This is a genomic window from Pseudomonas sp. 28 E 9, assembly GCF_900004785.1.
Classification (GTDB): domain Bacteria; phylum Pseudomonadota; class Gammaproteobacteria; order Pseudomonadales; family Pseudomonadaceae; genus Aquipseudomonas; species Aquipseudomonas orientalis_A.
In genome coordinates, this window is the sequence record NZ_CVTK01000011.1 from 1 (window position 1) to 22,580 (window position 22,580).

Genomic DNA, 22,580 nt, shown 5'->3' on the forward strand with positions numbered 1-22,580 from the left:
CGGCGTCCTGCCGGGTTACCCACGGATTCAAGCCTGCGTTCGGCCAGCGTGGTTTAACGGGGCGCCTGAGATCAAGATCAAAAGCCAGATCAAGGGCGACTCGCTTCGCATCGTGGTTAGTGTTGGCGGCTATAGCCTACGAAGTTGTGTAGATATTGGTTATCGGGGGCAAGCCCCCTCGCACGCTGACTGCGCCTCCCCGATTTTCGCTGATCCCTGCTCGGTCAAATGTGGGAGGGGGCTTGCCCCCGATGGCGGTCTCAGGGCAACACCGTCCAGATTGCAAATCCGGCATACCACAGCACCGCCGCACGCAGCAGTAATTCCCACAGTTGATCAAGACTGCTGATGCCTTCGGCGCCCACCACCGGTGGCGGTATTTCCGCAGCGGCCAGGCCGACTTTTTCCACCAGTTGTGCAGCGCTGATATCCCAGCTGAGCAATTCGTGGAGCATGACCCGGCTGACCCCGACAAAATTGCCCACCAGGGCAAAGCTCGCGGCCAGCAGGCGCACCGGCAGCCAGTCAAAGGCGTGGCGCATTTGCGTGGCGCGTTCGGCCACCAGGGGGTTCTGGCTGTGCTCACTGGCCAGCGCGAGCAGGCGATAGGCCAGAGCGGCCACCGGGCCCAGCAGGAAATACCAGAAAATCACCGCGAAAAAGCTCTGGTACGCCTGCCACAGCAAGTGGCCTTGAACCCGCTCGAGCAGTTGCTCGCCACTGTCGGCACCCAGCTTCAGGTCACGTTCGGCCACGTGCTCGGCGGCTTGCAGATCACCCCGCCGCCAGGCATCCCGAAACGGTCCCAGCGCGGCCAACAGATCGCCACGGCCCAGGCTGTAGATCACCACCAGCACATGCACCGGCAACGCCAACAAGCCATAGGCCACGGGCTCCAGCACCAGCAGCAACAAGCCCAGCAGCGCCGCGGGCAGCACCACCAGCGCCAGCAGGATCAGCCAGGGCCGCTTGCCCATGCGCGTGCTCGATTCAAGCCTGGCCAGCTCGCGCAGCCAGCCGCCGTCGCGTTGCAATCGCTGGCGCAAGGCCGAGAATTTCTCGATCCACACTGCCAGCACCAGCACCAGAAAACTCATAGTTTGTGTCCTCCATCCTGCAGCGCGCCACGAAAGCGCTTCCAATCAAAAGCCGGGCCCGGATCGGTTTTGCGGCCTGGGGCGATGTCGCTGTGACCGCAGATACGTTGGGGGGTGATCGCTGGATAAGCTGCGAGCAACTGACGCGTCAGCTCAATCAGCGCCTGGTACTGGGCATCGGTGAACGGCAGATCATCCGTGCCTTCCAACTCGATTCCCAACGAGAAGTCGTTGCAGGTGTCGCGCCCTTCAAAGCTGGAGACGCCCGCGTGCCAGGCTCGGTCCCGGCATGCCACAAACTGCGTCACTGTACCGTCACGCTCAATCAGAAAATGCGCAGAGACCCGTAGGTGGACTATCCCCTCAAAGTAGGCATGCTCCGTCACATCCAGGCGATTCTGGAAAAACTCATGCACCTTACCGGTGGCAAACTGCGCCGGGGGCAAGCTGATGTTATGTATCACCAACAACGATACCTCGCCTGCCGGGCGCTCGTTGAAGTTGGGCGAAGGGCAATGGCCAATGCCCTCGAACCAACCGCTGACGGGGTCCAACTGCATACAGGCTCCTTGACTGAGACAAAGTGTTACCAGTATGCCGCGTTCCGCCCTGCGGTTGCGATCACTTGCCGCGATTGAGTTGGCGCAGGTTGCCCATCACCGCCGCCAGCGCGCGGTCGAACAGCGGCCCCTCGTCCAGGCTGTGCAGGGTGCCGCGCTTGAAAGCCGCAGCCAATTGCCCGGGGGTTTGCTCCAGGACCTTGAGCCCCGTGCGGCTGACGAAAATATAACGATGGTTCGGCGCCATGATCGCCGTGAGCTTGCAGCGCAATACCGTGTCGTCGTCCTGGCGCAACTCCACCCAACCGCCGACCCGCAACGGGAGCACCTTGAGCAGGTCCGGGTCATCATGCGGCCAGTCCTCGCCGGCGTCCGACAGTGGGGTGCCGAGAACAAAGGGCTCGCGGACTTCAATCAGCCCGTCGTCGCCCCCGCCTTCGCATGTTTGAACATGTACGGTCTGCAAGCGTAAAAAAAACTCCCGCGTGCTGAAAGGATCGAACGCCGCACTGGCCAACCCGTCGCGCAACGACTTGAGCAACCCTGGCAATTGCGCCAGCAGATGCCGGCCTGCCTCGGTGTCTTCGTGCAGGCCGACGCTCCAGATCAACTCATCCATGGTGCGCAGCCCGGTCTGCCACTGCACCGAGTGTTCGCCGTGCTTGAGAGTGGCCAGCAACAATACCTGGCTCCAGGTTTGTTGCAGAAATTGCACCACGAACGGCGGCAGGACCTTGCCCAATAGCCGCCGGTTCAGCGCGTGCGCCACGCGCTGGCGAGCGACCTCGGTACGCAGGCGCCCTTCCTCGACGTCGCGGGTGTGCTGTTCGAGCAACTCACTGCGCCGCTGCTCTTGATCGATGAAGGTGCTGAATGGCGCCAGTAACTGCGAAAAAATCAGCGGATCTTCGGCAAATTCATTCAACAGGCGCTGGATGACCTGTTCGATACGCAGGTACAGGCTGTCGTTCTGATCGCCATCGTGCGGGCTGCACTCCATGGCGGCACTGGCGATTTGATTGAGCAAGCGGCGTGCCGGGTGCCCGGGGCAACTGAACAGGCTCTTGTCGAGCACGGCAACTTTCAGTATCGGGATCTGCAGGCGAGCGATCAGGGCCTTGAAGGCGTGGGGCACACTGCGATCATTGCGGATGAACTCGAAAAGCAGCGCGACGAGGTTGATCACATCCTCATCGGCCGCCTCCACCACCCGCGACTTGCCGCTCTTGACGCTGACCCGGGTCAGCAACTGTTCGAGCTGGTTGCGCAGGTCGAAATCGTCCTCGGCGCCAGGCTCCGGTACGTATTGCTGCAAATGCGACAGCAGGCGCAGCAAGTCTCGGCTGGCGATGGGTTGCGGTTGCGCACTGGCTTCAAGGGTTGGCACTACGCTGCCGCGCACCGCCACCAGCAAGGCTTGCAGGGCGGCAAAGGCTTGCTGGCCGCTTTCGTCACAAGGCGCTTCGGCGGCCGGCGGACGCGCCGGTTGCGGGAGCTCACCCGCCGCGCGGCCACCCGCACGACGGGACGGCACGCTCTGGAGTCCGGGCAGGACCCCGGTGGCAACCAGCAGTTGGTTGGCTTCGCCATACAGGTGGTCGGCATCGCTGAGCACGTATTTCTCGAAGAGCTTGAGCATGATCAGCTTGACCCGGATCTCCACCCCCAGGCTGCGGCCCGCCTGCAAGAAAAACTGGCAAAGCCGTGCAGGGCCCAGAGGGTTCTCATGATCGGTCATGGGCCTGCCCAACACTTCACTCAGGCGCGCGCTCAATTGCCCGAGCGCCACGCCGTCACGGTGGCGTACCCGACCGAGCATTGCCTCCAGTGCCACAGCCTTTTCCCGGTCATCGGCCCGGATAGCGCCGGCCACCTCATAGGACACCACAGGCATCGGGTGCAACGCACCGCTATCGGCCTGGCTCAGGTTGGCGAAGGCGGCATACAGTTGCTCCATGAACACGCGCTCGAAGTTCTTGCGCTTGAGGCGCAGGTCGCGCATGGCCTGAAAGAAAATATGCTGGTCAACCGTGCTGCGGGCCTTGTCGGCCATTTCAAACAGGGTGTCGTCGGCGTTATCGAACAGTTCCTGCAACCCCTGTTGCAACTGTTGCGCCGCTTTGTCACGCACCTGCAGCACCACCACCGGCAGACGTGCGAGCGGCGATGGCGTGGCCTGTGCCTGCTTGATAGGCACCACCTTCCCGTCATTGTGCATCCTGGCCTCCTGAAACGGCGGGTGTTGAGATGGGTAGGAACGGGGCCTGACCCGCTGGGCATTGCAAATACCCGATCACCATCAGGACGTCAAAGCTATGACGCCAATTGCAAGGCGCGAGATTATCGGCAAATCATGGACATTGCGCCAGTAAACTCTGCCCGGCGCGGTAAATGAGTGACGCGTCTGGGTTCCAGTTCACACAGCCCCTATAATCGCGGCACTTAGTCTGTGGAGCCTGTTATGCCGAACCTGCGTCTTGCCGACCTCGCCGCCGAAATCGAAGCCAACGTGCGCCGCGCACTCCTGGAAGACATCGGCAGTGGTGATATCACCGCACAGTTGATCCCGGCCGAACGGCTGGCCAAGGCCACGATCATTACCCGCGATGCGGCCGTGATTGCCGGGACCGCCTGGGTGGATACGGTCTTCCGCCAACTGGACCCCCGCGTCGCCGTGCATTGGCAGGTGGCCGACGGTGAGCGCGTCAGTCCCAACCAGCCGCTGTTTCACCTTGAAGGGCCGGCGCGCTCGCTGCTCACCGGTGAACGCAGTGCGCTGAATTTCCTGCAGATGCTGTCAGGTGTCGCCACCCGTGCCCGATACCTGGCGGATTTCGTCGCCAGCACCCAGGTCAAGCTGCTGGACACGCGCAAGACGTTGCCGGGCCTGCGTCTGGCGCAGAAGTACGCGGTGACCTGCGGCGGTTGCCACAATCATCGCATCGGGCTGTATGACGCCTTCCTGATCAAGGAAAACCATATCGCCGCGTGCGGGGGCATTGCCCAGGCCATCAGCGCGGCCCACAAAATCGCCCCCGGCAAGCCGGTGGAGATCGAAGTGGAAAGCCTGCAGGAGTTACGCGAAGCATTGGCGGCGGGTGCCGACATCATCATGCTCGATGAACTGAGCCTGGACGACATGCGCGAAGCCGTGCGGCTGAACGCGGGCAAGGCCCGGCTGGAAGCCAGCGGCGGGATCAATGAAAGCACGCTGCTGCCCATCGCCGAGACCGGCGTGGACTACATCTCCATTGGTGCGATGACCAAGGATGTGAAAGCTGTGGACTTGTCGATGCGGCTCAGTATCTAAAGAGCCTTGGCAGCAGGAGCGAGCTTGCTCGCGAAAAACTCAACGGCACCGCGTGCACTCGGATGTCACGCGTTATCGTTAACGTTTTTCGCGAGCAAGCTCGCTCCTACCGGCGGCGTTTAGACTACGAGATTATTCATCTCGCAGTACTCGTCCCATTCGACCCCCAGCACGTCGGCGGCCTCCTTGTGCAAGGCCAGGCGTGCGGCTTCGAACTCTTCCGGTGCGCAGGTGTACTTGAGGGTCAGTTCCCAAGGCTGGAGATTCTGGCTCTCCGCCTCGTCCTCGAATGCCCACTGAATCTGATCACGCTGGTCGTCAGCGCTCAGGTCCTTGATCTCGTCTTTGAGCTGCGGCGTTGCCTCGAGGTATTTGTCGAGGGCTGCTTGGTGCCGAACTTCCTGGGTCATCTCAGTCGTGGTCATGTCGTTCTCTTAGATCGAGGAATGGGGATGCATCTGGGTCATCAAGGTTGCGCAGATACGAAAGAGCGGGCGCGAATGCCGGCTCGTCTGGCCTTCAGAACCATTCTGGGATCATCTGAAAACTGTGCCTTTGAAACAGGCCTTTTGAAACAGGCCTTTTGAAACAGGCCCTTGAAACAGTGCTGCCTTGGTGCCCGAGACAGGAATCGAACCTGCGACCTTCGCGTTACGAGTGCGCTGCTCTACCGGCTGAGCTACACGGGCGGTGGGCTAAAGCTAGCACCGCATCGGGCATGCGGCAACCGGCTCGCTCACCACCCGCCAGCCGTCATGCGCCGTTGGCGCCACAACCCTTGGCGACGTATTGCGCCTCGGCCGTGGTTGCACAGGTCCAGCCGCTGGTGGCGCTGCGTGTCAAGGTGATGGTCTTGCCCAGTACGGGCGCAGGCGCATCAACGATTTCACAGCTGATGGAGCCGCTGCCCGTAGCGACATCTCCTGTCACATCGACCTTGCAATTGGCGGTGGGGCTCTTGCCGCCAATCAACGGCAGCGTGGGCACGGTGCCCTGGTTAATCACATCTTCGTAGCCGGCCTTCAACGCGCTGATTTCGGCCAACCCCGCGGTGAACTTGGCCTTGGCCTGGTGCTTGGTGTACATGGGCAAGCCAATCGTGGCCAAAATGCCGATGATTGCCACGACGATCAACAACTCGATCAAGGTAAAGCCTTTCTGATGCATCACTCTCACTCTCCAGAATAGAACCATGACAAGGCGCATCCTGCGCCCCGTATTGTGCAGCGGCGCCAGTGTACTCATCCCTGCGCGGCCAATCGCATACCAGAAGCACAATCTGACATTTTATCGGCCAACGCCAGCCTGCCTGTATCCGCCCGCTGGCTAAGCTGTAAATTCTTAATCTGCATGTGCGAACGCGACATGAACGACACCTCGACGATCTACGCCTGGCAGGGCATCAACCGCAACGGCCGCAGGGTGTGCGGGAAAATTTCGGGGCATGACCCCGCTTGGGTCAAGGCACGACTGCGCCAGCAGGGAATCTGCCCCGAACATGTGCGCAAGCGATCGTCAGGCCTGCCACGCCTGGCGGCGCCGATACTGCCGGCTGACATCGCCCTTTTCACCCGCCATCTGGCGACGCTGTTGAAGGCCGGTATCCCGCTGTTACAAGCCTTCGACATTATCGGCGACGGCGTCGAAAACCGCACACTGCGCGAGTTGGTCAAGGGTATGAAGCAACACGTCGCCGCCGGTAACAGCCTGACCGGCACGTTGCGCCAGTACCCCCGTTATTTCGATGACCTGTACTGCCACCTGATTGCCGCCGGCGAACAGGCCGGAGCCCTGGAAACGCTGCTGGAGCGCGTGGCCATTCATCTGGAAAAAAGCCAGCGGCTCAAGACCAGAATCAAGAAAGCCATGACTTACCCGCTTGCCGTGCTGGTGGTGGCCGGCCTCGTCAGCGCCGTGCTGTTGATACAGGTGGTGCCGCAGTTCCAGCACCTGTTTGCCGGAGTCGACAGCCAATTGCCCGGTTTCACCCTGGGGGTCATCGCCCTCTCCGACTTTCTGCAACAGGCCTGGTGGATACTGGCGCTGGGCCTGGGCACGCTCATCGGCGGGCTGCGCCACGCCTACCGCAGTTCTGCGCGGTTTCGCTACCGGCTGGAGGCGGGTTTGTTGAAAGTCCCCCTGGCAGGCAAACTGTTGAACAAAGCAGCCGTCGCCCGCTACGCCCGCACGCTTGCAACCACCTTTGCGGCAGGTGTTCCCCTGGTGCAGGCGCTCGGCTCAGTGGCCGGCGCCGTCGGCAATGGCCCTTTCAAACAGGCAATCGAACATATGCGTCACGATGTATCCACAGGCATGCAGTTGAATCAGTCCATGGCCGCCAGCGGCCTGTTTCCAGGCATGGCGATCCAGATGACGGCCATTGGCGAAGAGTCCGGCACCCTGGACCACATGCTGGAAAGGGTCGCAAACCATTACGAGGCGGACGTAGAGAGCCTCGTCGATAACCTCACCCGCTTGATGGAACCACTGATCATGGTGGTACTGGGGAGCATCGTCGGCGCATTGGTGATTGCAATGTACCTGCCGGTGTTTCAACTGGGTTCGGCATTTTGAGCGCGTTATCGGGCGAGCAGCCCTGGGCGTTTGTCGCCATGGCGCTGGTGCTGGGGCTGATCGTTGGCAGTTTTCTCAATGTGCTGGTGTGGCGCCTGCCCAAGATGATCGAGCGCGAATGGCGCGCCCAGGCCCGTGAGATCCTCGGCCTGCCCGACGCGCCGGCGGGGCCGGTCTATAACCTGATGCGCCCGAATTCCTGCTGTCCACACTGCGACCAGCCGATTCGGCCCTGGGAGAATATCCCCCTGCTCAGCTACCTGATGCTCAAGGGCCGTTGCAGCCACTGCCGTGCATCCATCAGCGCGCGCTATCCGCTCACCGAACTGGCCTGTGCGCTGATCTCCGCCACCGTAGCCTGGCACTTCGGTTTTGGCTGGCAGGCGGGCGCGGTGATGCTGCTGAGTTGGGGGTTGCTGGGCATGAGCCTGATCGATGTGGATCACCAACTGCTGCCGGATGCCCTGGTGCTGCCACTGCTATGGCTGGGGCTTATCCTTAACAGTCTGGGCCTGTTCGCAACATTGCCCGATGCGTTATGGGGCGCGGTGCTGGGCTACATGAGCCTGTGGAGCGTGTTCTGGCTGTTCAAGATGGTGACCGGCAAGGATGGAATGGGCTATGGCGACTTCAAGCTATTGGCGCTGTTCGGTGCCTGGGGCGGCTGGCAGATACTGCCGATGACGCTGCTGATGGCGTCACTGCTCGGCGTGTTTGCCGGGTTGCTGGCGATGCGCTGGCGCAAGACGCACGTATCGGCCCCCATGCCATTTGGACCCTGCCAGGCAATTGCCGGCTGGATTGCATTGCTCTGGGGTGGTCAAATAACCGACTTCTATCTGCAGTCTGTCGGTTTCACATGACCACTCCTGTTGCAACACCCTGGATTCTCGGCCTCACAGGCGGTATCGGCAGCGGTAAAAGCGCTGCGGCCGAGCACTTCACCACGCTGGGTGTCGACCTGGTCGATGCCGATCATGCCGCCCGCTGGGTGGTCGAGCCCGGCCGGCCGGCACTGGCGCGCATAGCCGAGCATTTCGGCAGCGCTGTGCTGCAGGCGGACGGCCAACTGGACCGCGCCGCGTTGCGCACATTGATTTTTGAAGTACCCGAAGAACGTCGCTGGCTCGAGGGCCTGTTGCACCCGCTGATCGCTGACGAGATTCGCGATCACCTGGCACGCGCCCGGTCGCCCTACGCGATCCTGGTGTCACCGCTGCTGATCGAGTCCGGCCAATACCGCATGACCCAGCGCATCCTGGTGATCGACGTGCCGCAATCCCTGCAGATTCAGCGTACCCTGCAGCGCGACGGCATCAGCGAGCAACAGGTGCAGGCGATTCTCAAGGCCCAGTCGAGCCGCGAAGACCGCCTGAACCATGCCGATGACGTACTGGTCAATGACCAGGACCTTGCCTGGCTGCACGGTGAGGTCGAGCGACTGCACCACTTTTACCTTACTTTGCGTGGAGGCCGATCATGAGCCAACCCTTGACCGTCGATTGCCCAACCTGCGGTGCACCCGTGGAATGGAAACCCGACAACCTCAACCGGCCGTTCTGCTCGGACCGTTGCAAACTCATCGACCTGGGTGCCTGGGCCGCTGAAGAACACAAGATTCCGGTAGCCCCGGACGCCGAAGACGAGTTGTTTTCCGAAGACCTGCCGCCGCGCCACTAAGGCCGCATGAAGGCATATTCCTGCTGGTCGTCGAGGTTTTCCGCAAGGTATTGCAACTCGTCGGCCAAGTCTTCAAAGCTGCGAACGCCCTTGCTCTGCTGCACCACCGCGCTGAGCATTGCGCGCAGGGTCAAGCCTGGATCAAAACCGATTTCCTGCGCTGCGTCCTGGCTTCTGCGCAACTCCTGCCTTGCCCATTCGTACACACTCATGATTGGTGCTCCTAAAATTTCGCAGAGCATGGGCCTGTGCGCTCATCGCCTTTTTGATCTGGATCAACGCGCCGAATCGTCATCCTTCCACGGCGCCGAGAGGTAGCGGGTGCGGTTGAAAGTCTCAAGCCATTCCGGGCAAAACACCACCAGGGCACTGATCACCATGCCGTTGATAAAGGCTTCGGGAAAGATGATCAGCCACAGGTAGCCGACGAAATCCTCCAGCCATTGCGGCATTTCAAATCGACCATCGAACCACAGCAACCCCAGGCCGACCAACAGGCAAAGCAACGCCGACAGCGCCGCAGCGAAAAAGCCGGAACAGAAGATATACACAAAGGGGTTTCGCGGTTGCGCCCGCTCCACGAGTCGCGCGCAAAGCTCAGTGATGAGTACCGGAAGGCCAATCAATAACAGGCCATTGACGCCGACAGCGGCGAGGTCCTGACGCCCCAGCCATACCAACCCCAACTGCGCGGCCACCCCACCGACGATTGCGAGCGGCCAATCCAGCAACAGGGTCACCGCGGTCATGCCAATAAAGTGGTACGACACGCCCGTGTCGAAATCCCGCCGCACCAGCCACAACATGAACAGCGCGAACCCCGTGCCGAACAGCAAATGCTGGCGACGTCGGTCGGCAAACAGTTCGACCCAGGGCGCACGCACAATCGCCCAGATCACCAGCGGGGCATACAACAACCAGCCGATGCCGAGCGTCGGGAGTGCTAGAACAGCCGCACTGATCACGGATGCACCACCTTTATAGACCGCCTCACCGCACACCTCATCCCTGGGCTTGCTGCCAGATGAACAGTCTACACCCGCGTTTAAAGCAAGACTTCCTGCGGTCATCATTTGAACGCTAAGCTAGGCAGATGGACGACTCAGATTATTTGCGCTTGCTCACCGTAGCAGCCGAACAGGCCAACGCGTTTTTGTCCAATGCCCGCAAATGGGAGCGTGAGCGTTGGGTCTGCCAGCGCCTGCTGCAAGGCTTGAACGTGCCCTATCGCGCCGAAGAGTTCCACGCCGCAGGCACCGAGCCGCCGGACGTGCTGTTTCGCGACGCCAGTTTTGAAGTGTTCTTCGTATTGGACGAAGGCCGCCGCCTGAACGACGAATGGCGCGACGAATTGCTGCGCAGGCGCAGCGCTTTCTCCTTGAGCCAACTGGTGCGGCGCGAAGCCAAGCCAAGGCGCATTCCCGCCCATGAGTTCCTGTTGCGCCTGGCACCGACACTGCGCAAGAAAGCGCACAACTACAAGGAACGCGGCATGGACCTGGGGGAGCTGGACCTCATCGCCTTCGCCAGCCTCAAGCGCGAAGTGCTGGACCTCAACAGCCACTTTCCGCCGCCAACCGAATATCTGCGCCAGGGCTGGCGCTCCCTGTCACTGGTGGGGCCGACCTTTGCGCGGGTACTGTTCGCTCATCCAGACGCGCCGGATTTCTTGCGCAACAACCTGGGCCGCAGCATAGTGTTCGATGTGGGCATCAGCCTTTGATCCACAGGCTGTAACGTGACGCCCTTTTGCAACGTCTACCTGACGAGGCCTTTATGAGCAGCCGCCTGAAACCCGATGACCAACAGCATGTCGAAGAGTACCTGCAACTCTCCCAGCACAGAGTCGAGCGCAAGCCTTTCAGGCCGTGGCTGCTCCTTGGTGTGGTGCTGGTGGTGGTGATCGGGCTCGGTTTGCTGAGCCGCCTTTTGAGTTACCTGACGCTATGAGCTGCCTGGCGCTCGCGGGGGTAACTGCTCCGATTTCTTTTAGCCTTGCGAGATATCCCCATGACCCATCGTATTATTGTCGTCGGCGGCGGTGCCGGCGGCCTGGAGCTGGCGACCCGCCTGGGTAAGACCCTGGGCAAACGCGGCAAAGCCAGCATCACGCTGGTGGACGCCAACCTGACGCATATCTGGAAGCCGTTGCTGCACGAAGTAGCCGCCGGGTCGCTGAACTCTTCGGAAGACGAACTCAATTACGTCGCCCAGGCGAAATGGAACCACTTCGAGTTCCAACTGGGTCGTATGAGCGGGCTTGACCGCGAACAGAAGAAAATCCAACTGGCCGCCACCCTCGACGAAGAAGGCCGGGAACTGGTGCCCGCGCGCGTCCTGGGCTACGACAGCCTGGTCATTGCAGTGGGCAGCACTACGAACGATTTCGGCACCGAGGGCGCCGCGCAACATTGCCTGTTCCTCGACACCCGTAAACAGGCCGAGCGCTTTCATCAGCAGTTGCTCAACCATTACCTGCGCGCCCACGCGGGGCAGACCGACACGGTCGAACAAATCAGCGTCGCCATCGTCGGCGCCGGCGCCACCGGCGTTGAACTGGCCGCCGAATTGCATAACGCCGCCCATGAGCTGGCGGCGTATGGCCTGGACCGCATCAAGCCAGAAAACATGCACATCACCCTGATCGAAGCCGGCCCACGGGTATTGCCCGCGCTGCCGGAGCGGATTGGCGGGCCGGTGCACAAGACTCTGGAGAAACTCGGAGTGACCGTGCTGACCAACTCGGCCGTCAGCGAAGTGACCGCCGACGCGCTGATCACCAGCAGCGGCCAGGTGATCCCGGCCAGTCTCAAAGTCTGGGCTGCCGGGATCCGCGCACCGGGTTTTCTCAAGGACATCGATGGCCTGGAGACCAACCGCATCAACCAGCTGCAGGTGTTGCCGACGCTGCAGACCACCCGCGACGAAAACATCTTTGCCTTTGGCGATTGCGCCGCCTGCCCGCAACCAGGCACCGACCGCAATGTGCCGCCACGCGCGCAAGCCGCTCACCAACAGGCTTCATTGCTCGCCAAGTCGCTGAAGCTGCGGATTGAAGGCAAGGAGCTGCCGACCTACACATACACCGACTACGGCTCGCTGATCTCGCTGTCGCGCTTTTCCGCCGTGGGTAACTTGATGGGTAACCTGACCGGCAGTGTGATGCTCGAGGGCTGGCTGGCGCGGATGTTCTACGTGTCGCTGTACCGTATGCACCAAATGGCGCTGTATGGCTTTTTCCGCACGGCGATGCTGATGCTGGGCAGCAAGATCGGGCGTGGCACCGAGCCGCGTCTGAAGCTGCACTGACAGCATAAAACAAAGGGGGCCTCGCCCCACATTCGATCTCCACCGTTACTGAATTTTTTGCAGGCAAAAAAATCCCCGTCTCTTTCGATACGGGGATTTTTAATTGGGTTGGGGCAACCACTTGGACTTCACCGTGAATGGACTGCTCGGTAGTCCAGAGTCCGAATGGTCTGCAAATAGTTGACTCTAAGTGCCCTGCCGCAATAGTGGCCATTTGTCCCTATCGGCCATCATCGCTCTGGAGGCTATTGCCTAAACGGCTCAAACTCAAGGAAAACGGGCATAGTCCACCCCCATAGCGGGTTTAGCTTGGGCACCATTCCACACATGTCGAAATTCGGTTTACGGGAAGGGGCGAAGAAGGGCTGCGTGCCACTACCAGTGAAAAACGACGCCTTGCGTCGAAAAAACGTCAATACTGCTTTTTCCCCGCTATCTAAAAAAGGCTCTAAGTCGAGGGTTTCAGCAGCCCTCAAGTCACATGACGGTGAAAGATGAGTTTTTTCAAAAAAACTTCATCTTTGGGCTATTGCGCGTCCTCAATGATCTGGTTTAGATTTGGTGTTAGTTGGGTAGGACGCCTATGAAACTATCAAGGATGATTAATGAAAAATGTAGCAATCGTTGACCCTTATTCAAGTGGTCAATTCTTAGCAGCAGAATTTTTCAGTAGAAACTACAGTTGCATTGCAATTCATAGTTGTTATCCAATCCCAAGTGTCTTTGCGAAGTCGTACTACCCCGACAACTTTGAGCGCGAGCTTTTTCTAACCGACAACACGTTTGACGACGTGCTTACATCGCTTCGTGATTCCGGTTGTGTTTCAATAGTTACGGGCGCTGAAAGTGGGGTAATCCTTGCCAATCGCCTGGCGCATGCTCTTGGCCTGCCGTCCTGCGCGCCCAGTAAACTTGAGGCGCTCAGAGACAAGTTTTTAATGCAGGAGCAAATTCGCCGTGATGGCCTGCGCTCTATTCGGCAATTTCGAGCTTCTTCATTGCAAGAGACCCTGGAACTATTACCCGATTTACAAGCTGCCCGCACAGTTGTAAAACCGCTAAGCTCTTGCGGTACAGACGGTGTAAATTTTTGCGAAAGTGCAGACCAGGTAAAGAAAGCTGCTGAAAGCATTCTCGGTCAAGATAATTGTTTTGGCAGCCTTAACGATGGCGTGCTGGTACAGGAATATATAAGTGGCATCGAGTATGTCGTTGACACTGTCTCGCGCGAAGGCAGGCATTACGTTACAAACACTTCGCGATACGACAAAGCACAACTCAACGGTTCCTTCGTTTACCTACAAGAACACTTTATCCATCCGACAGATCCCGAAGTTTTGCACATCGTCGACTATGCGCTTAAGGTTCTCGCCTGTTTGGGCATAAACTTTGGCGCCGCACACATGGAGATTATGGTGGATGAGAAGGGTCCCGTATTAATAGAAGTGGGTGCCCGCTTACACGGAGCTAAAGCGCCTCGCAACGCTCAATTTTTCTCAGACATATCGCAGATAGATCTATTAGTGGACGCCGCAGTCGATCCACAGCGCTTCGACTCACGCATTTCGCGCCCCCCCATTCATCACAAGCACTCAAGAGCCGTGTGCCTTATCAATAGCCAGCGTGGCACGGTTACCTCTATTCCCGGAAAAGACTGGGCCAATAGCTTAGCCAGCTACACCACTGCGTTTTGGAATATTGCCGAAGGTGATTGCATAGAGCCTACGTGTGGTCTATTCGACAGCCCTGGCGGTATTTTCCTGGCTCATGAAAAAGTTGAAGCCCTGGAGTCAGACATGCGACTCATCCGTAGAATGGAGGCTGAGGGCAAACTATGGACCGTCGCATAAACAATGGCCTGATATTTATTATGGCTTTCGATATGCTCTCCGCCGCGCAATCCGTGTGGTTGGGTAGCCTGCTTCAGGGGGTCCCGGTGAAGCATTCCCTGCTGGCGATATTTTCGATCGTAGCGGGGTTCTTCCTTCTTCTCACTTTCTATCGTCGAGACCCTTGGCCTCCCCTGGATAAGCAGCGCTTAATGCTCTTTGCGGGCTTGAACCTTGGCACATTGGCAACTTGGCTGTTCCTCTATGAGTCGCTACGTTTCGTGGAGCCGGCAATGACTGCTGCAGTGCTCTACGGTGCGAATCCAATAGCAACTCTTCTGATTACGTTGATTCTTGCCGGCAGTCTGCGAGGGCTCACGATGGGACGTTTTCTAGTGGGGATTGCGACCGTCGCCAGTATGTGGATGGTGGCGCATACTGTATTGCAGGGTAATTCCGGCATGGGCCGGCAAGACAGTGAAACCAGCTTGTATGGCCTGCTCATGGCGCTGCTGACAGGCTGCGCCATGGCCTTGGTAAACGTGATATCCAAGAGAATATATGACCAAGGCTACAAACTGCACCAACTCATGTCGATGCGTTTCTTTCTTCTGATCGCAGTCTGTGCTTTTTACAGCCAAGGGATAGGCGAAACGTTAGTACACAGCGGATGGGCGTTTTTGATTATTGCCCTGCTAGGGAATGTGGTACCTCTCTACTGCCTGCAAAAAGGCATAAGCATGAGCGAGCCCGCATTAGTATCCTATGTGTTGTTACTCACCCCGATTCTAGTCTTTGTATTCCAGTTATTCGATAATCGCTTAATTCTTTCCGGTTATTCAATATTGGCAATCGCGGTCGTTCTTTTTTTCGCGATGCTAGGTTTAAAGGTAGAGCGCCAAGCGTTGCAAAAACAGTAAACCTATCTTAATGAAACCGCCTGTCTCCCAACAGGCGCTGTTTTATGACGCCTGTGTCAAGGCTGGCTAAAGGAGCTTACATGGAAGTTTTTGAGCAGATCGAATCAAACGTTCGAGGTTATTGCCGTTCGTTTCCAACTGTATTTCAGTCGGCGATCGGTAGTTACATGACTGATATAAACGGCCGACACTACCTGGACTTCTTCTCCGGCGCGGGCACCCTTAATTACGGTCACAACGACCCGGACATGATAAAAGCGTGCATTGACTATCTAGGCGGCCACGGGATCTTGCATTCGCTGGATATGTACTCGCAGTCGAAGCAGCAGTTTCTTACCGCGTTCAAGTCGACAGTTCTTACCCCACGTGGGCTCGATCACAAAATCCAGTTTACAGGCCCAACAGGGACTAACTGTATTGAAGCTGCAATCAAGCTTGCGCGTAAAGTGACTGGACGTCATGCAATAGCCTGTTTTACGGGCGGGTATCATGGTATGTCTTTGGGGGCTTTGGCCATTACCGCCAACCCAGCCAAAAAACAATCCATGGGGGTGCAGATACCAGGTGTAATCAGGTTGCCCTATGACGGAGTCCATCTGACTGATGTGCCGGCTCAACTGAAAATGCTGGAAGACATGTTCTGTCGCCCAGGATATGGCAATGACCTGCCGGCAGCATTCGTGTTGGAAGTCATCCAGGGAGAGGGTGGTATTCACTGTGCCTCCCACGCCTGGCTGCAAGGCGTCGCCGCCTTGGCTAAGAAGCTGGACGCTCTGCTTATCATTGATGACATACAGGCCGGTAATGGTCGCAGTGGTACGTTTTTCAGCTTTGAAGGTTCTGGCATTGTTCCAGATATTATTTGCATTTCGAAGTCGCTCAGCGGCTTGGGCTTGCCTTTCGCCATTACGTTGCTGCGTCCACAGATCGATATATGGGAGCCCGCCGAACACAATGGCACCTTCCGTGGTAATAACCTCGCCATGATTACCGCACGAATTGCACTCGAAAAATTTTGGAGTGATGAGCGCTTATCTAAAGATGTCTTATATAAGAGTCAGCAACTTCGCCAGCAGCTTAGCGAAGGGCTTATGGGGATCTCCAGTGATTTCGAAGTGCGTGGCAGGGGGTTGATGCTCGGCATCGCTTTTAACGACATTACCTTTGCCAAAAAGCTATCCGCTCAACTATTCAACGAACAAATGATTGCCGAAACCTGCGGCCCGTCAAACGAAGTGCTCAAATGCATGCCGGCGTTAACTATTGCCTCACAGGATATATCTGACGGTGGTGAACGCATTATCAAAGCTGCCCAAACATTGTCGCGTTGAAGGAATAACACCATGACCGAAATCTATGATGTCATCGGCGTCGGCTTTGGGCCGGCAAATATAGCACTGGCCGTCGCACTAGAGGAGAAAGCACTGGGGGGGCGTTATCTGTTCCTGGAGGGCAATACCGCTCCGGATTGGCAACCAGAAATGCTGATTGAAGGTTCTGACACTCAACATAATCCATTGCGTGACTTTGTCACACCCCGAAATCCTGTTAGTCCGTACGGTTTTCTCAGCTACCTTAAAGCCAAGAACCGCTTGTTCGATTATCTGAACTTGGGCCTTGAGTTCCCCTATCGTCTGGAGTACGCCCGTTATGTGCGCTGGGTCGCACGTCAATTTGATCGCTGGGTGAGCTACGGCGAACGGGTCACTGCTATTTCCAAGGCGGGCAATTCAGGAGAACTGGTACGCGTTGATACCAGCCTTGGAAGAAGTCTGCTGGCTCGAACGCTATCATTCGGCCCTGGTCGAACGCCCTTCGTGCCCGAGGCCTTCGACAAAGACTTTGCTGGACGAGTTAGCCATTTCACTGGTTATATTACTGCTAACGCACGCTGGAGTGCCGAAGGCGTGCCCCGCTCCATTGCAGTCATTGGTAGCAGCCAAAGCGCCGTGGAACTGACCCTGGACCTGAACGCCCGCTACCCCAACGCTCAGATTCACAATATTTTTCGCAGTTTCTCTTATCAGCTCAAAGATACGAGTCCGTTCACCGAAAATGTCTATTTTCCAGAGTTTGTCGACGATTTCTATAATGCGCCAATAGAACTGCAGAAGAAATTGACGAAAGAGGTATTACGTAGCAACTACAGCTCTGCGGACATGGATGTGATCAAGACTCTCTATCACAAACTTTATGTGCAAAAGCTTGACGGCCGTGAGCGAATTCACCTGCATAATATGAGCGAAATAACAACTGCCGTATTGAAAGATCGCCAAGTCGAGTTAAAGCTGCACAACACCCTCAAGGATCTCGACACGGAATTAATGGTCGATGCAGTCGTGCTGGCAACAGGTTTCCGTAACCTGGGTAGTGCACATAACGACGAGTTTCTTCCCCCGCTCCTCCAGAACGTGGCCAGCGACGCCAGCAGACGCAGTGATGGCTCGGTGAAAATTGAGCGGGACTATCTGATCGCATCATCCGATCCCAACTTCCCTCCGATATTCCTCAACGGTTTGTGTGAGTCCACTCACGGCTTTGGTGACGCCGGATCATTCAGCCTGCTCTCGCTTCGCTCCTGGACTATCGCTGAAAAAATTGAAGCCCTTATCGCCCGCGGCACTGCCTCCATCCACACACATTCTAACCGTGAAGTCGCAATCTGATGAACGATATCCCTAAAGACAACGCTCTGCCCATTGAGTCATATATTCGGCGTTATAAGGACATGACGTTTACCCATGAATACAACTGTAACTTGCGCAGATTATTTCCCTGGCCAGGCAATGTTAACACCAAGCGGCCAATGACAGAGTTTGGCTGCATTTGGGTACAAGTTGAACCGGGCACCGAGGTGGACCGTCACGCCCACGATGAAGAGGAAAGCTTCATTGTGATCGCAGGGCAAGCTGAGTTATCTATCGAGTCCGATAGCACCACTATCACCTTCGGTGACGTGATCTACCTGCCCCGCCATTCTCAGCATCAGTTGCGCAACCACTCAAAAGAGGCCTTTGTGATGCTGGACATCTACTGGGACTGGGGTGGCCAATCAGACAGTTCGCTCTAATAAATCCATTGCACAGTTGAATTTTGAAGGGACATGGACATGCCTGCGACTAAACGTTACGTCATCACTTTGCCGCCTCCAACCCCTAATGGGGGCTTGCATCTGGGCCACTTGAGCGGGCCCTTTCTGGCCGGTGACATCCTCGCGAGGGCAGCTCGACTGCGGGGAGAAGAAAGCTTCGTGACATGCTACAGCGACGTCAATCAGTCTTATGTACGAGTCACGGCAGGGCGTCAGGGTGTTGACCCGCATACGCTGGCATCACAATGGACCACGCAAATCGGACGTACGTTGTCGGCCTGCAATATTGCGGTGGATGATTACTACGCGCCCGACGAAGAGGCCAACCAATTCGTTCGCAATTTGTTCCTAGCGCTGTATCAGGAAGGTGTATTGGTGAAAAAACCGTACCCCTTCTTTCGCGAGCGTGTCACCGGACAATTGTTAGATGAGGCAGGCGTTTCCGGTTTCTGCCCCCACTGTCTGGCTGCGTGTAAATGTGGCATCTGCGAAGCGTGCGGTAAGTTGACCTCTGCGCTGGACTTGCTCGACCCTCGCAATACGCTCAGCGGCTTGCGCGACTTGGAGGTGGTTTGGCTGGAAGTAATGGTTGTTGAATTGGAGCGGTATCGGCAGTCAATCACGGCGTTTTATGAACACGCCAAACACTTCCGCCAACGTTACTTGTGGTTGGTCGAAGATGCTTTGAACGGGCCATTACCAGACTTTCCCGTCAGTGTTCCATCGTCATGGGGTATAGCCGTCGGGCTGGATGGGTTCGAGGGTCAGATGTTCAATCCGTGGCCGGAAATCATGGCCCAGCTGATTCATTCCTATCGGCGTGCCGAACACACGCAAGTCAGCAATCTGCCTGTCCATTACGTGAATTTCTTCGGTTATGACAATTCCTACTTCTACGCCATCCTCCACGTAGCGTTGCTAAGCCAAATTGACAACGGTAAATGGTTGCCGGACGTGACTTTGATCAACGAGTTCTACAACTTGGACCATGCCAAGTTCTCCACAAGCAATGGTCACGTAATCTGGGCCGACGATAGCGTCGAGCGCTATAGCGCCGATGAGCTGCGCTTCTACTCTGCGCTCAATTGCCCAGGGTTTGAGAAGTCCAACTATAACGAAGGGGCAATGGTCGCGGCACTTGATAAGTCACTGCATCAGTTATGGCGAAAAGTCGCGGAAAAATTCAACGCGGCCTTGGCTGGGGCTACTGCAGCGCAATTTCAGGGCGTTTGCAGCGACAGCGTGCTGCAGGTTGCGACCAGCGCTGAAAACACCATTTTGCGAAGCATGACGGTTGAGCGCTTCCATGTGCGTCAAGCGGCAGAAGACTGCCTGCACCTGCTGACTTGGATCAATCATGCTTTGGATCAGCCCAATACAGTTCTAATTGACGTTGTGCAGTTGCTCGCCGCTTTCGCGCGTGGAAGCCATCCACTCATGCCTCACGGTAGCAATCTACTGCACCAAGCACTTTACGGTGTGGCCATCGGCATGGAGATACCCAAGGAAGGTCTTCTCCCGCAGTCTCTGGATATCGAGCTGTTCCGACAGGAGGCTACTTGCGAGGTCAGTCATGTCTAAAGTTTGCTTGATGACGTACTCGGTGCTGCGGGCACCCTATGGCGATAGCCTGGTCCAGGATTTTGACGATCGCACCCCCGACGTATTTGCTGAGGCAGAGAACTCCGCAGGTTTTATCAGCAGAGCAAAGCAGCAGGATGACCAAGAGTGGTTAACCAATTACCAACGTGAGTGGGGCCCCTGGGGGCCCTTTGCAGTCCCGCGCTTCTACAATGACGGGGTGACGCAGGGTCATTCTACGCAGGCCCAGACTATTTCGGTGTGGCAGGATCTTAAGTCAGTTTGGGACTTCGCTTATCGTGGGCCGCTGCATCGAGAGGCCCTGAAATTGCGCGATGGATGGTTTCTGGATCAACGATGGCCAATCTATGTTGTCTGGTGGGTACAGGACGATCATCAGACCAACTGGCGAGAAGCTTGTACTCGTCTGGAACACTTGCATGACCACGGTTCAACACCCTACGCCTTCACGTTCCGGCGGCCGTTCGACGACCAGGGTGGACCTGTGCAGATGAATAAACTATGACCGGGCCAGTGGGCGAAACGATAAAAGAACTGAATTGTCCACGCTGGCTGGAGAATGCTTCGTGGCTGCAGGAAAAGCAGGGGCTGAAGGTCGCAGCTTGCGAGAGCCGCGGGGAAAATTCCATTGATTTGATGGCAGCGATCTATCTAGCGACGCTCGATCAGCAAACGACACTGAATCTGCGCTGCTTTGATGACCAGCGCGATCCATCCGCTGCGCAAGCCCTGGCCCAAAGGTTGGCCAGCGACGGCGTAAAAGTCATCATTGGGCATTTCGCGGCCACCGCAGCGCTAAGCGCGGCACGTGTCTATGATAATTATCCGCTGTTGTTTTTGGCGCCTGGCTGCTCCGACCCCAGGCTTTGCTCAAGCACTGGACCCGGTAAACATGCCGTACGCTTCTTCGGCAACGATGACGAGCAAGCAGACTGCCTGCTCGGCGCTATTCCGGCAGGCGCGCGAGTGCGCATCCTGGCGCAACAAGGTAATTACGGCTATCGACTTGGTAAAGTCCTGCATCAGCGTCTGACCGCACATGCCTCAGCGGCGACCATAGACTTTCTGAATGCAGAGGGAGAGCAATGTCGCTCAAGAATACTGGACACCGATCTGGTCCTTATTGCTGGCTCGAGTGAGTTCGCAAAACGCGTCGCCAGCGCGCTACCGCTCACACCAGGCCAGACGCTTCTACTTAGCGATGACTGCCGCGTGGAAATGGCAACAGAACTCCGATTGTCTACTTATACGCGCGTAGCTGCGTTGCAATGCCAGCTGGGCTCACCCGATGACGATCGATTCGCTCGTCTGATCGAGCGCGCCGATAATCTTATCGGCCGCCCGCCCGGGCCTTATTTCCTCACTTCATACCTGGCATGCCAAGCACTGTGCATATCGCTGCGAGATAGCCCCGAAGCGTCAACCGATCTTTTGCGCAATGTCCTGCTCAGACAGCGCATTGAATCGCCCTATGGGACATTGGAGTTCGACCACACAGGCAATATGCGAGGGCACCGCTGGATTCTCAATACTGCAACGGCGCTACTTGGAGATAATTGTTTGGAGTGTTCGTAACTATGTCTTTTGATTTCTGCGTGCTGGGAAACGGTCCTCTCGGCGCCGCAGCGGCTTGGTTTCTTTCAAAGGAAGGCGCCAAAGTCTGCTTGATCGGCGCTCGTCCGGAAGAGCGGGTTTGTAGCCACAATGATCATTCGCGTATTTACCGGACACTCCACGTCGACCCTTATTGGACATCTCTGGCCGAGGCCAACCATACGCTAATGCTAGACCTCCAACAGCGTACAGATCTCGATTTCTTTCGTCCTGTACCGGTATATTACGATGGCGGGGCATCACCTATAGAACGTCCTGAACGACGCTACTTAACCCGCAACAGCTTCACCCATCAAGATCCCAACGGTGGAATCCTGGACCCACTGATTTACATCAGTGCTCTGAATCAGGCAGCCCGTGAGCAGAACACCGAGATAAGAACAGCAGTAGTTACATCGACTCAATTTTTTAAGGGGGGCCATGATATACAAACCTCTGATGGCGGTAGTCTTAGATGTAAAGCGGTAGTCGATTTCCGTGGGCTTCATGTCGTGCCTGTTGGTCAGGGTGTGACCGTGGCCCGCACCACCTTACTGGTGCGACATCGCCCAATCCACGAGAGCCATTGTTTCATTCGGACAAAGCTCTCGGACCCTCAGGTTGCAGAGTTCTTTGCCTGTTCACACTTAGACCGTGACGTCCGGACACAGACGAGCAAGTTCGTGATAGCAGACGCCGAGTCGATTTTTTTGAACGACCACGAGCGACTGCGGGTGTGGTTTCAGAACGATTATCGGAACCATCCTAAACTGCCTTGGGCAGTGGAAGAGATCCGCAGGATGGGCTTCGAGATCGAAGATCTGCAACTAGCTCCCTGTGCGTTCATTCGTACCCCGAATGGCCGCCCCAAAGTAGAGGTGCATCAAAACCATCTACGGTTCTATGGATGCAATGGGTCTGCGGTCAAGTGTGCCCAGAGTTTAGCCAGCCAGATAATTACGTGCCACTTGCTGAAGAGTGAGTTCACGTCGTGACCGGAGTAGAAGAGAAAAAC

General features: G+C 57.1%; 24 protein-coding genes and 1 tRNA gene. 17 read left to right on the forward strand and 8 right to left on the reverse strand.

Annotation, left to right across the window (positions count from 1 at the left end):
- Positions 1-260: 260 nt before the first annotated feature.
- The 3 genes from ampE to BFQ00_RS01275 form a co-directional block, all read right to left on the reverse strand.
- On the reverse strand, positions 261-1,097 hold the full coding sequence (gene ampE / locus BFQ00_RS01265; protein WP_065932392.1) for a regulatory signaling modulator protein AmpE: 837 nt from the start codon (positions 1,095-1,097) through the stop codon (positions 261-263).
- Positions 1,094-1,657, reverse strand: a complete 564-nt coding sequence (gene ampD / locus BFQ00_RS01270) for a 1,6-anhydro-N-acetylmuramyl-L-alanine amidase AmpD (RefSeq protein ID WP_065887983.1) — start codon at positions 1,655-1,657, stop codon at positions 1,094-1,096. The genes ampE and ampD overlap by 4 nt, the downstream gene beginning before the upstream one ends.
- Before the next feature lie 61 nt (positions 1,658-1,718).
- Positions 1,719-3,875, reverse strand: a complete 2,157-nt coding sequence (locus tag BFQ00_RS01275) for a DUF1631 domain-containing protein (protein WP_065932393.1) — start codon at positions 3,873-3,875, stop codon at positions 1,719-1,721.
- 243 nt (positions 3,876-4,118) lie between these two features.
- Here BFQ00_RS01275 and nadC point away from each other — a divergent pair, with 243 nt between their 5' ends.
- Positions 4,119-4,967 (forward strand): carboxylating nicotinate-nucleotide diphosphorylase, encoded by an 849-nt coding sequence (nadC, locus tag BFQ00_RS01280; protein ID WP_065891885.1) that lies wholly within the window; start codon positions 4,119-4,121, stop codon positions 4,965-4,967.
- A 119-nt stretch (positions 4,968-5,086) separates the two neighbouring features.
- Here the strand turns inward: nadC and BFQ00_RS01285 are convergent, their stop codons facing one another.
- The 3 genes from BFQ00_RS01285 to BFQ00_RS01295 all read right to left on the reverse strand — a co-directional run bounded on the left by BFQ00_RS01285 (position 5,087) and on the right by BFQ00_RS01295 (position 6,134).
- Positions 5,087-5,392, reverse strand: a complete 306-nt coding sequence (locus tag BFQ00_RS01285) for a DUF6388 family protein (protein ID WP_065887986.1) — start codon at positions 5,390-5,392, stop codon at positions 5,087-5,089.
- Between the two features lie 188 nt (positions 5,393-5,580).
- Positions 5,581-5,656 (reverse strand) — tRNA-Thr (locus BFQ00_RS01290).
- Positions 5,657-5,720: 64 nt separating this feature from the next.
- Entirely contained in the window at positions 5,721-6,134 is a 414-nt protein-coding gene (locus tag BFQ00_RS01295; RefSeq protein ID WP_065887987.1) for a pilin, read from the reverse strand.
- Between the two features lie 198 nt (positions 6,135-6,332).
- Here BFQ00_RS01295 and BFQ00_RS01300 point away from each other — a divergent pair, with 198 nt between their 5' ends.
- The 4 genes from BFQ00_RS01300 to yacG are packed head-to-tail and all read left to right on the forward strand — an operon-like array spanning position 6,333 to position 9,221.
- Positions 6,333-7,541: a type II secretion system F family protein gene (locus BFQ00_RS01300; protein ID WP_065932394.1), complete on the forward strand. Its 1,209-nt coding sequence runs from the start codon at positions 6,333-6,335 to the stop codon at positions 7,539-7,541.
- Complete coding sequence (locus BFQ00_RS01305; RefSeq protein WP_065932395.1) at positions 7,538-8,404, forward strand: prepilin peptidase; 867 nt, start codon at positions 7,538-7,540, stop codon at positions 8,402-8,404. Before BFQ00_RS01300 ends, BFQ00_RS01305 begins: the two co-directional genes overlap by 4 nt.
- Positions 8,401-9,024 carry a dephospho-CoA kinase gene (coaE, locus tag BFQ00_RS01310; protein ID WP_065896498.1) on the forward strand — a complete coding sequence of 208 codons (624 nt, stop codon included), beginning with the start codon at positions 8,401-8,403 and terminating at the stop codon, positions 9,022-9,024. Before BFQ00_RS01305 ends, coaE begins: the two co-directional genes overlap by 4 nt.
- A complete protein-coding gene (gene yacG, locus BFQ00_RS01315; protein WP_065887991.1) occupies positions 9,021-9,221 on the forward strand; it encodes a DNA gyrase inhibitor YacG in 201 nt (66 codons plus the stop codon). Before coaE ends, yacG begins: the two co-directional genes overlap by 4 nt.
- Here yacG and BFQ00_RS01320 read toward each other — a convergent pair.
- Both BFQ00_RS01320 and BFQ00_RS01325 read right to left on the reverse strand, forming a co-directional pair.
- Positions 9,218-9,433, reverse strand: a complete 216-nt coding sequence (locus BFQ00_RS01320) for a hypothetical protein (RefSeq protein ID WP_003171680.1) — start codon at positions 9,431-9,433, stop codon at positions 9,218-9,220. The genes yacG and BFQ00_RS01320 overlap by 4 nt on opposite strands.
- A 63-nt stretch (positions 9,434-9,496) precedes the next feature.
- Positions 9,497-10,186, reverse strand: coding sequence for an energy-coupling factor ABC transporter permease (locus BFQ00_RS01325; protein WP_065932396.1), 690 nt, complete (start codon positions 10,184-10,186; stop codon positions 9,497-9,499).
- Positions 10,187-10,314: 128 nt separating this feature from the next.
- Here BFQ00_RS01325 and BFQ00_RS01330 point away from each other — a divergent pair, with 128 nt between their 5' ends.
- The 12 genes from BFQ00_RS01330 (at position 10,315) to BFQ00_RS01385 (ending at position 22,560) form a co-directional block, all read left to right on the forward strand.
- A complete protein-coding gene (locus tag BFQ00_RS01330; protein WP_065887993.1) occupies positions 10,315-10,944 on the forward strand; it encodes a DUF1780 domain-containing protein in 630 nt (209 codons plus the stop codon).
- A 53-nt stretch (positions 10,945-10,997) separates the two neighbouring features.
- Positions 10,998-11,171: a DUF3094 family protein gene (locus BFQ00_RS01335; protein ID WP_065887994.1), complete on the forward strand. Its 174-nt coding sequence runs from the start codon at positions 10,998-11,000 to the stop codon at positions 11,169-11,171.
- Positions 11,172-11,231: 60 nt separating this feature from the next.
- Entirely contained in the window at positions 11,232-12,530 is a 1,299-nt protein-coding gene (locus BFQ00_RS01340) for an NAD(P)/FAD-dependent oxidoreductase (RefSeq protein ID WP_065891873.1), read from the forward strand.
- A gap of 605 nt (positions 12,531-13,135) precedes the next feature.
- A complete protein-coding gene (locus BFQ00_RS01345; protein ID WP_065932397.1) occupies positions 13,136-14,380 on the forward strand; it encodes an ATP-grasp domain-containing protein in 1,245 nt (414 codons plus the stop codon).
- Positions 14,365-15,279, forward strand: coding sequence for a hypothetical protein (locus BFQ00_RS01350; protein WP_065932398.1), 915 nt, complete (start codon positions 14,365-14,367; stop codon positions 15,277-15,279). Before BFQ00_RS01345 ends, BFQ00_RS01350 begins: the two co-directional genes overlap by 16 nt.
- Positions 15,280-15,359: 80 nt before the next feature.
- The gene (locus BFQ00_RS01355; protein ID WP_207223917.1) at positions 15,360-16,610 is read left to right on the forward strand and encodes an aspartate aminotransferase family protein; all 1,251 of its coding nucleotides are present in this window, start codon (positions 15,360-15,362) and stop codon (positions 16,608-16,610) included.
- A 12-nt stretch (positions 16,611-16,622) separates the two neighbouring features.
- Positions 16,623-17,945, forward strand: a complete 1,323-nt coding sequence (locus BFQ00_RS01360) for a SidA/IucD/PvdA family monooxygenase (RefSeq protein WP_065932400.1) — start codon at positions 16,623-16,625, stop codon at positions 17,943-17,945.
- Positions 17,945-18,349 carry a cupin domain-containing protein gene (locus tag BFQ00_RS01365; RefSeq protein WP_065932401.1) on the forward strand — a complete coding sequence of 135 codons (405 nt, stop codon included), beginning with the start codon at positions 17,945-17,947 and terminating at the stop codon, positions 18,347-18,349. Before BFQ00_RS01360 ends, BFQ00_RS01365 begins: the two co-directional genes overlap by 1 nt.
- A 39-nt stretch (positions 18,350-18,388) precedes the next feature.
- Entirely contained in the window at positions 18,389-19,951 is a 1,563-nt protein-coding gene (locus BFQ00_RS01370; protein WP_165386117.1) for a class I tRNA ligase family protein, read from the forward strand.
- Positions 19,944-20,477 (forward strand): DUF3291 domain-containing protein, encoded by a 534-nt coding sequence (locus BFQ00_RS01375; RefSeq protein WP_065932403.1) that lies wholly within the window; start codon positions 19,944-19,946, stop codon positions 20,475-20,477. The genes BFQ00_RS01370 and BFQ00_RS01375 overlap by 8 nt, the downstream gene beginning before the upstream one ends.
- Entirely contained in the window at positions 20,474-21,547 is a 1,074-nt protein-coding gene (locus tag BFQ00_RS01380) for a hypothetical protein (RefSeq protein WP_065932404.1), read from the forward strand. Before BFQ00_RS01375 ends, BFQ00_RS01380 begins: the two co-directional genes overlap by 4 nt.
- Positions 21,548-21,549: 2 nt before the next feature.
- Positions 21,550-22,560 carry an FAD-dependent oxidoreductase gene (locus BFQ00_RS01385; RefSeq protein WP_065932405.1) on the forward strand — a complete coding sequence of 337 codons (1,011 nt, stop codon included), beginning with the start codon at positions 21,550-21,552 and terminating at the stop codon, positions 22,558-22,560.
- Positions 22,561-22,580 lie beyond the last annotated feature (20 nt).

Bases quoted from the DNA above. Each gene is read 5' to 3' on its own strand.
- coaE (WP_065896498.1), top strand. From the start codon at position 8,401: ATGACCACTCCTGTTGCAACACCCTGGATTCTCGGCCTCACAGGCGGT.
- BFQ00_RS01350 (WP_065932398.1), top strand. From the start codon at position 14,365: ATGGACCGTCGCATAAACAATGGCCTGATATTTATTATGGCTTTCGAT.
- BFQ00_RS01340 (WP_065891873.1), top strand. From the start codon at position 11,232: ATGACCCATCGTATTATTGTCGTCGGCGGCGGTGCCGGCGGCCTGGAG.
- BFQ00_RS01360 (WP_065932400.1), top strand. From the start codon at position 16,623: ATGACCGAAATCTATGATGTCATCGGCGTCGGCTTTGGGCCGGCAAAT.
- BFQ00_RS01380 (WP_065932404.1), top strand. From the start codon at position 20,474: ATGACCGGGCCAGTGGGCGAAACGATAAAAGAACTGAATTGTCCACGC.
- BFQ00_RS01370 (WP_165386117.1), top strand. From the start codon at position 18,389: ATGCCTGCGACTAAACGTTACGTCATCACTTTGCCGCCTCCAACCCCT.
- BFQ00_RS01335 (WP_065887994.1), top strand. From the start codon at position 10,998: ATGAGCAGCCGCCTGAAACCCGATGACCAACAGCATGTCGAAGAGTAC.
- BFQ00_RS01275 (WP_065932393.1), bottom strand. From the start codon at position 3,875: ATGCACAATGACGGGAAGGTGGTGCCTATCAAGCAGGCACAGGCCACG.
- BFQ00_RS01330 (WP_065887993.1), top strand. From the start codon at position 10,315: ATGGACGACTCAGATTATTTGCGCTTGCTCACCGTAGCAGCCGAACAG.
- ampE (WP_065932392.1), bottom strand. From the start codon at position 1,097: ATGAGTTTTCTGGTGCTGGTGCTGGCAGTGTGGATCGAGAAATTCTCG.
- BFQ00_RS01295 (WP_065887987.1), bottom strand. From the start codon at position 6,134: ATGCATCAGAAAGGCTTTACCTTGATCGAGTTGTTGATCGTCGTGGCA.
- BFQ00_RS01365 (WP_065932401.1), top strand. From the start codon at position 17,945: ATGAACGATATCCCTAAAGACAACGCTCTGCCCATTGAGTCATATATT.
- yacG (WP_065887991.1), top strand. From the start codon at position 9,021: ATGAGCCAACCCTTGACCGTCGATTGCCCAACCTGCGGTGCACCCGTG.
- BFQ00_RS01375 (WP_065932403.1), top strand. From the start codon at position 19,944: ATGTCTAAAGTTTGCTTGATGACGTACTCGGTGCTGCGGGCACCCTAT.
- BFQ00_RS01320 (WP_003171680.1), bottom strand. From the start codon at position 9,433: ATGAGTGTGTACGAATGGGCAAGGCAGGAGTTGCGCAGAAGCCAGGAC.
- BFQ00_RS01300 (WP_065932394.1), top strand. From the start codon at position 6,333: ATGAACGACACCTCGACGATCTACGCCTGGCAGGGCATCAACCGCAAC.
- BFQ00_RS01385 (WP_065932405.1), top strand. From the start codon at position 21,550: ATGTCTTTTGATTTCTGCGTGCTGGGAAACGGTCCTCTCGGCGCCGCA.
- BFQ00_RS01345 (WP_065932397.1), top strand. From the start codon at position 13,136: ATGAAAAATGTAGCAATCGTTGACCCTTATTCAAGTGGTCAATTCTTA.
- nadC (WP_065891885.1), top strand. From the start codon at position 4,119: ATGCCGAACCTGCGTCTTGCCGACCTCGCCGCCGAAATCGAAGCCAAC.
- BFQ00_RS01355 (WP_207223917.1), top strand. From the start codon at position 15,360: ATGGAAGTTTTTGAGCAGATCGAATCAAACGTTCGAGGTTATTGCCGT.
- ampD (WP_065887983.1), bottom strand. From the start codon at position 1,657: ATGCAGTTGGACCCCGTCAGCGGTTGGTTCGAGGGCATTGGCCATTGC.
- BFQ00_RS01285 (WP_065887986.1), bottom strand. From the start codon at position 5,392: ATGACCACGACTGAGATGACCCAGGAAGTTCGGCACCAAGCAGCCCTC.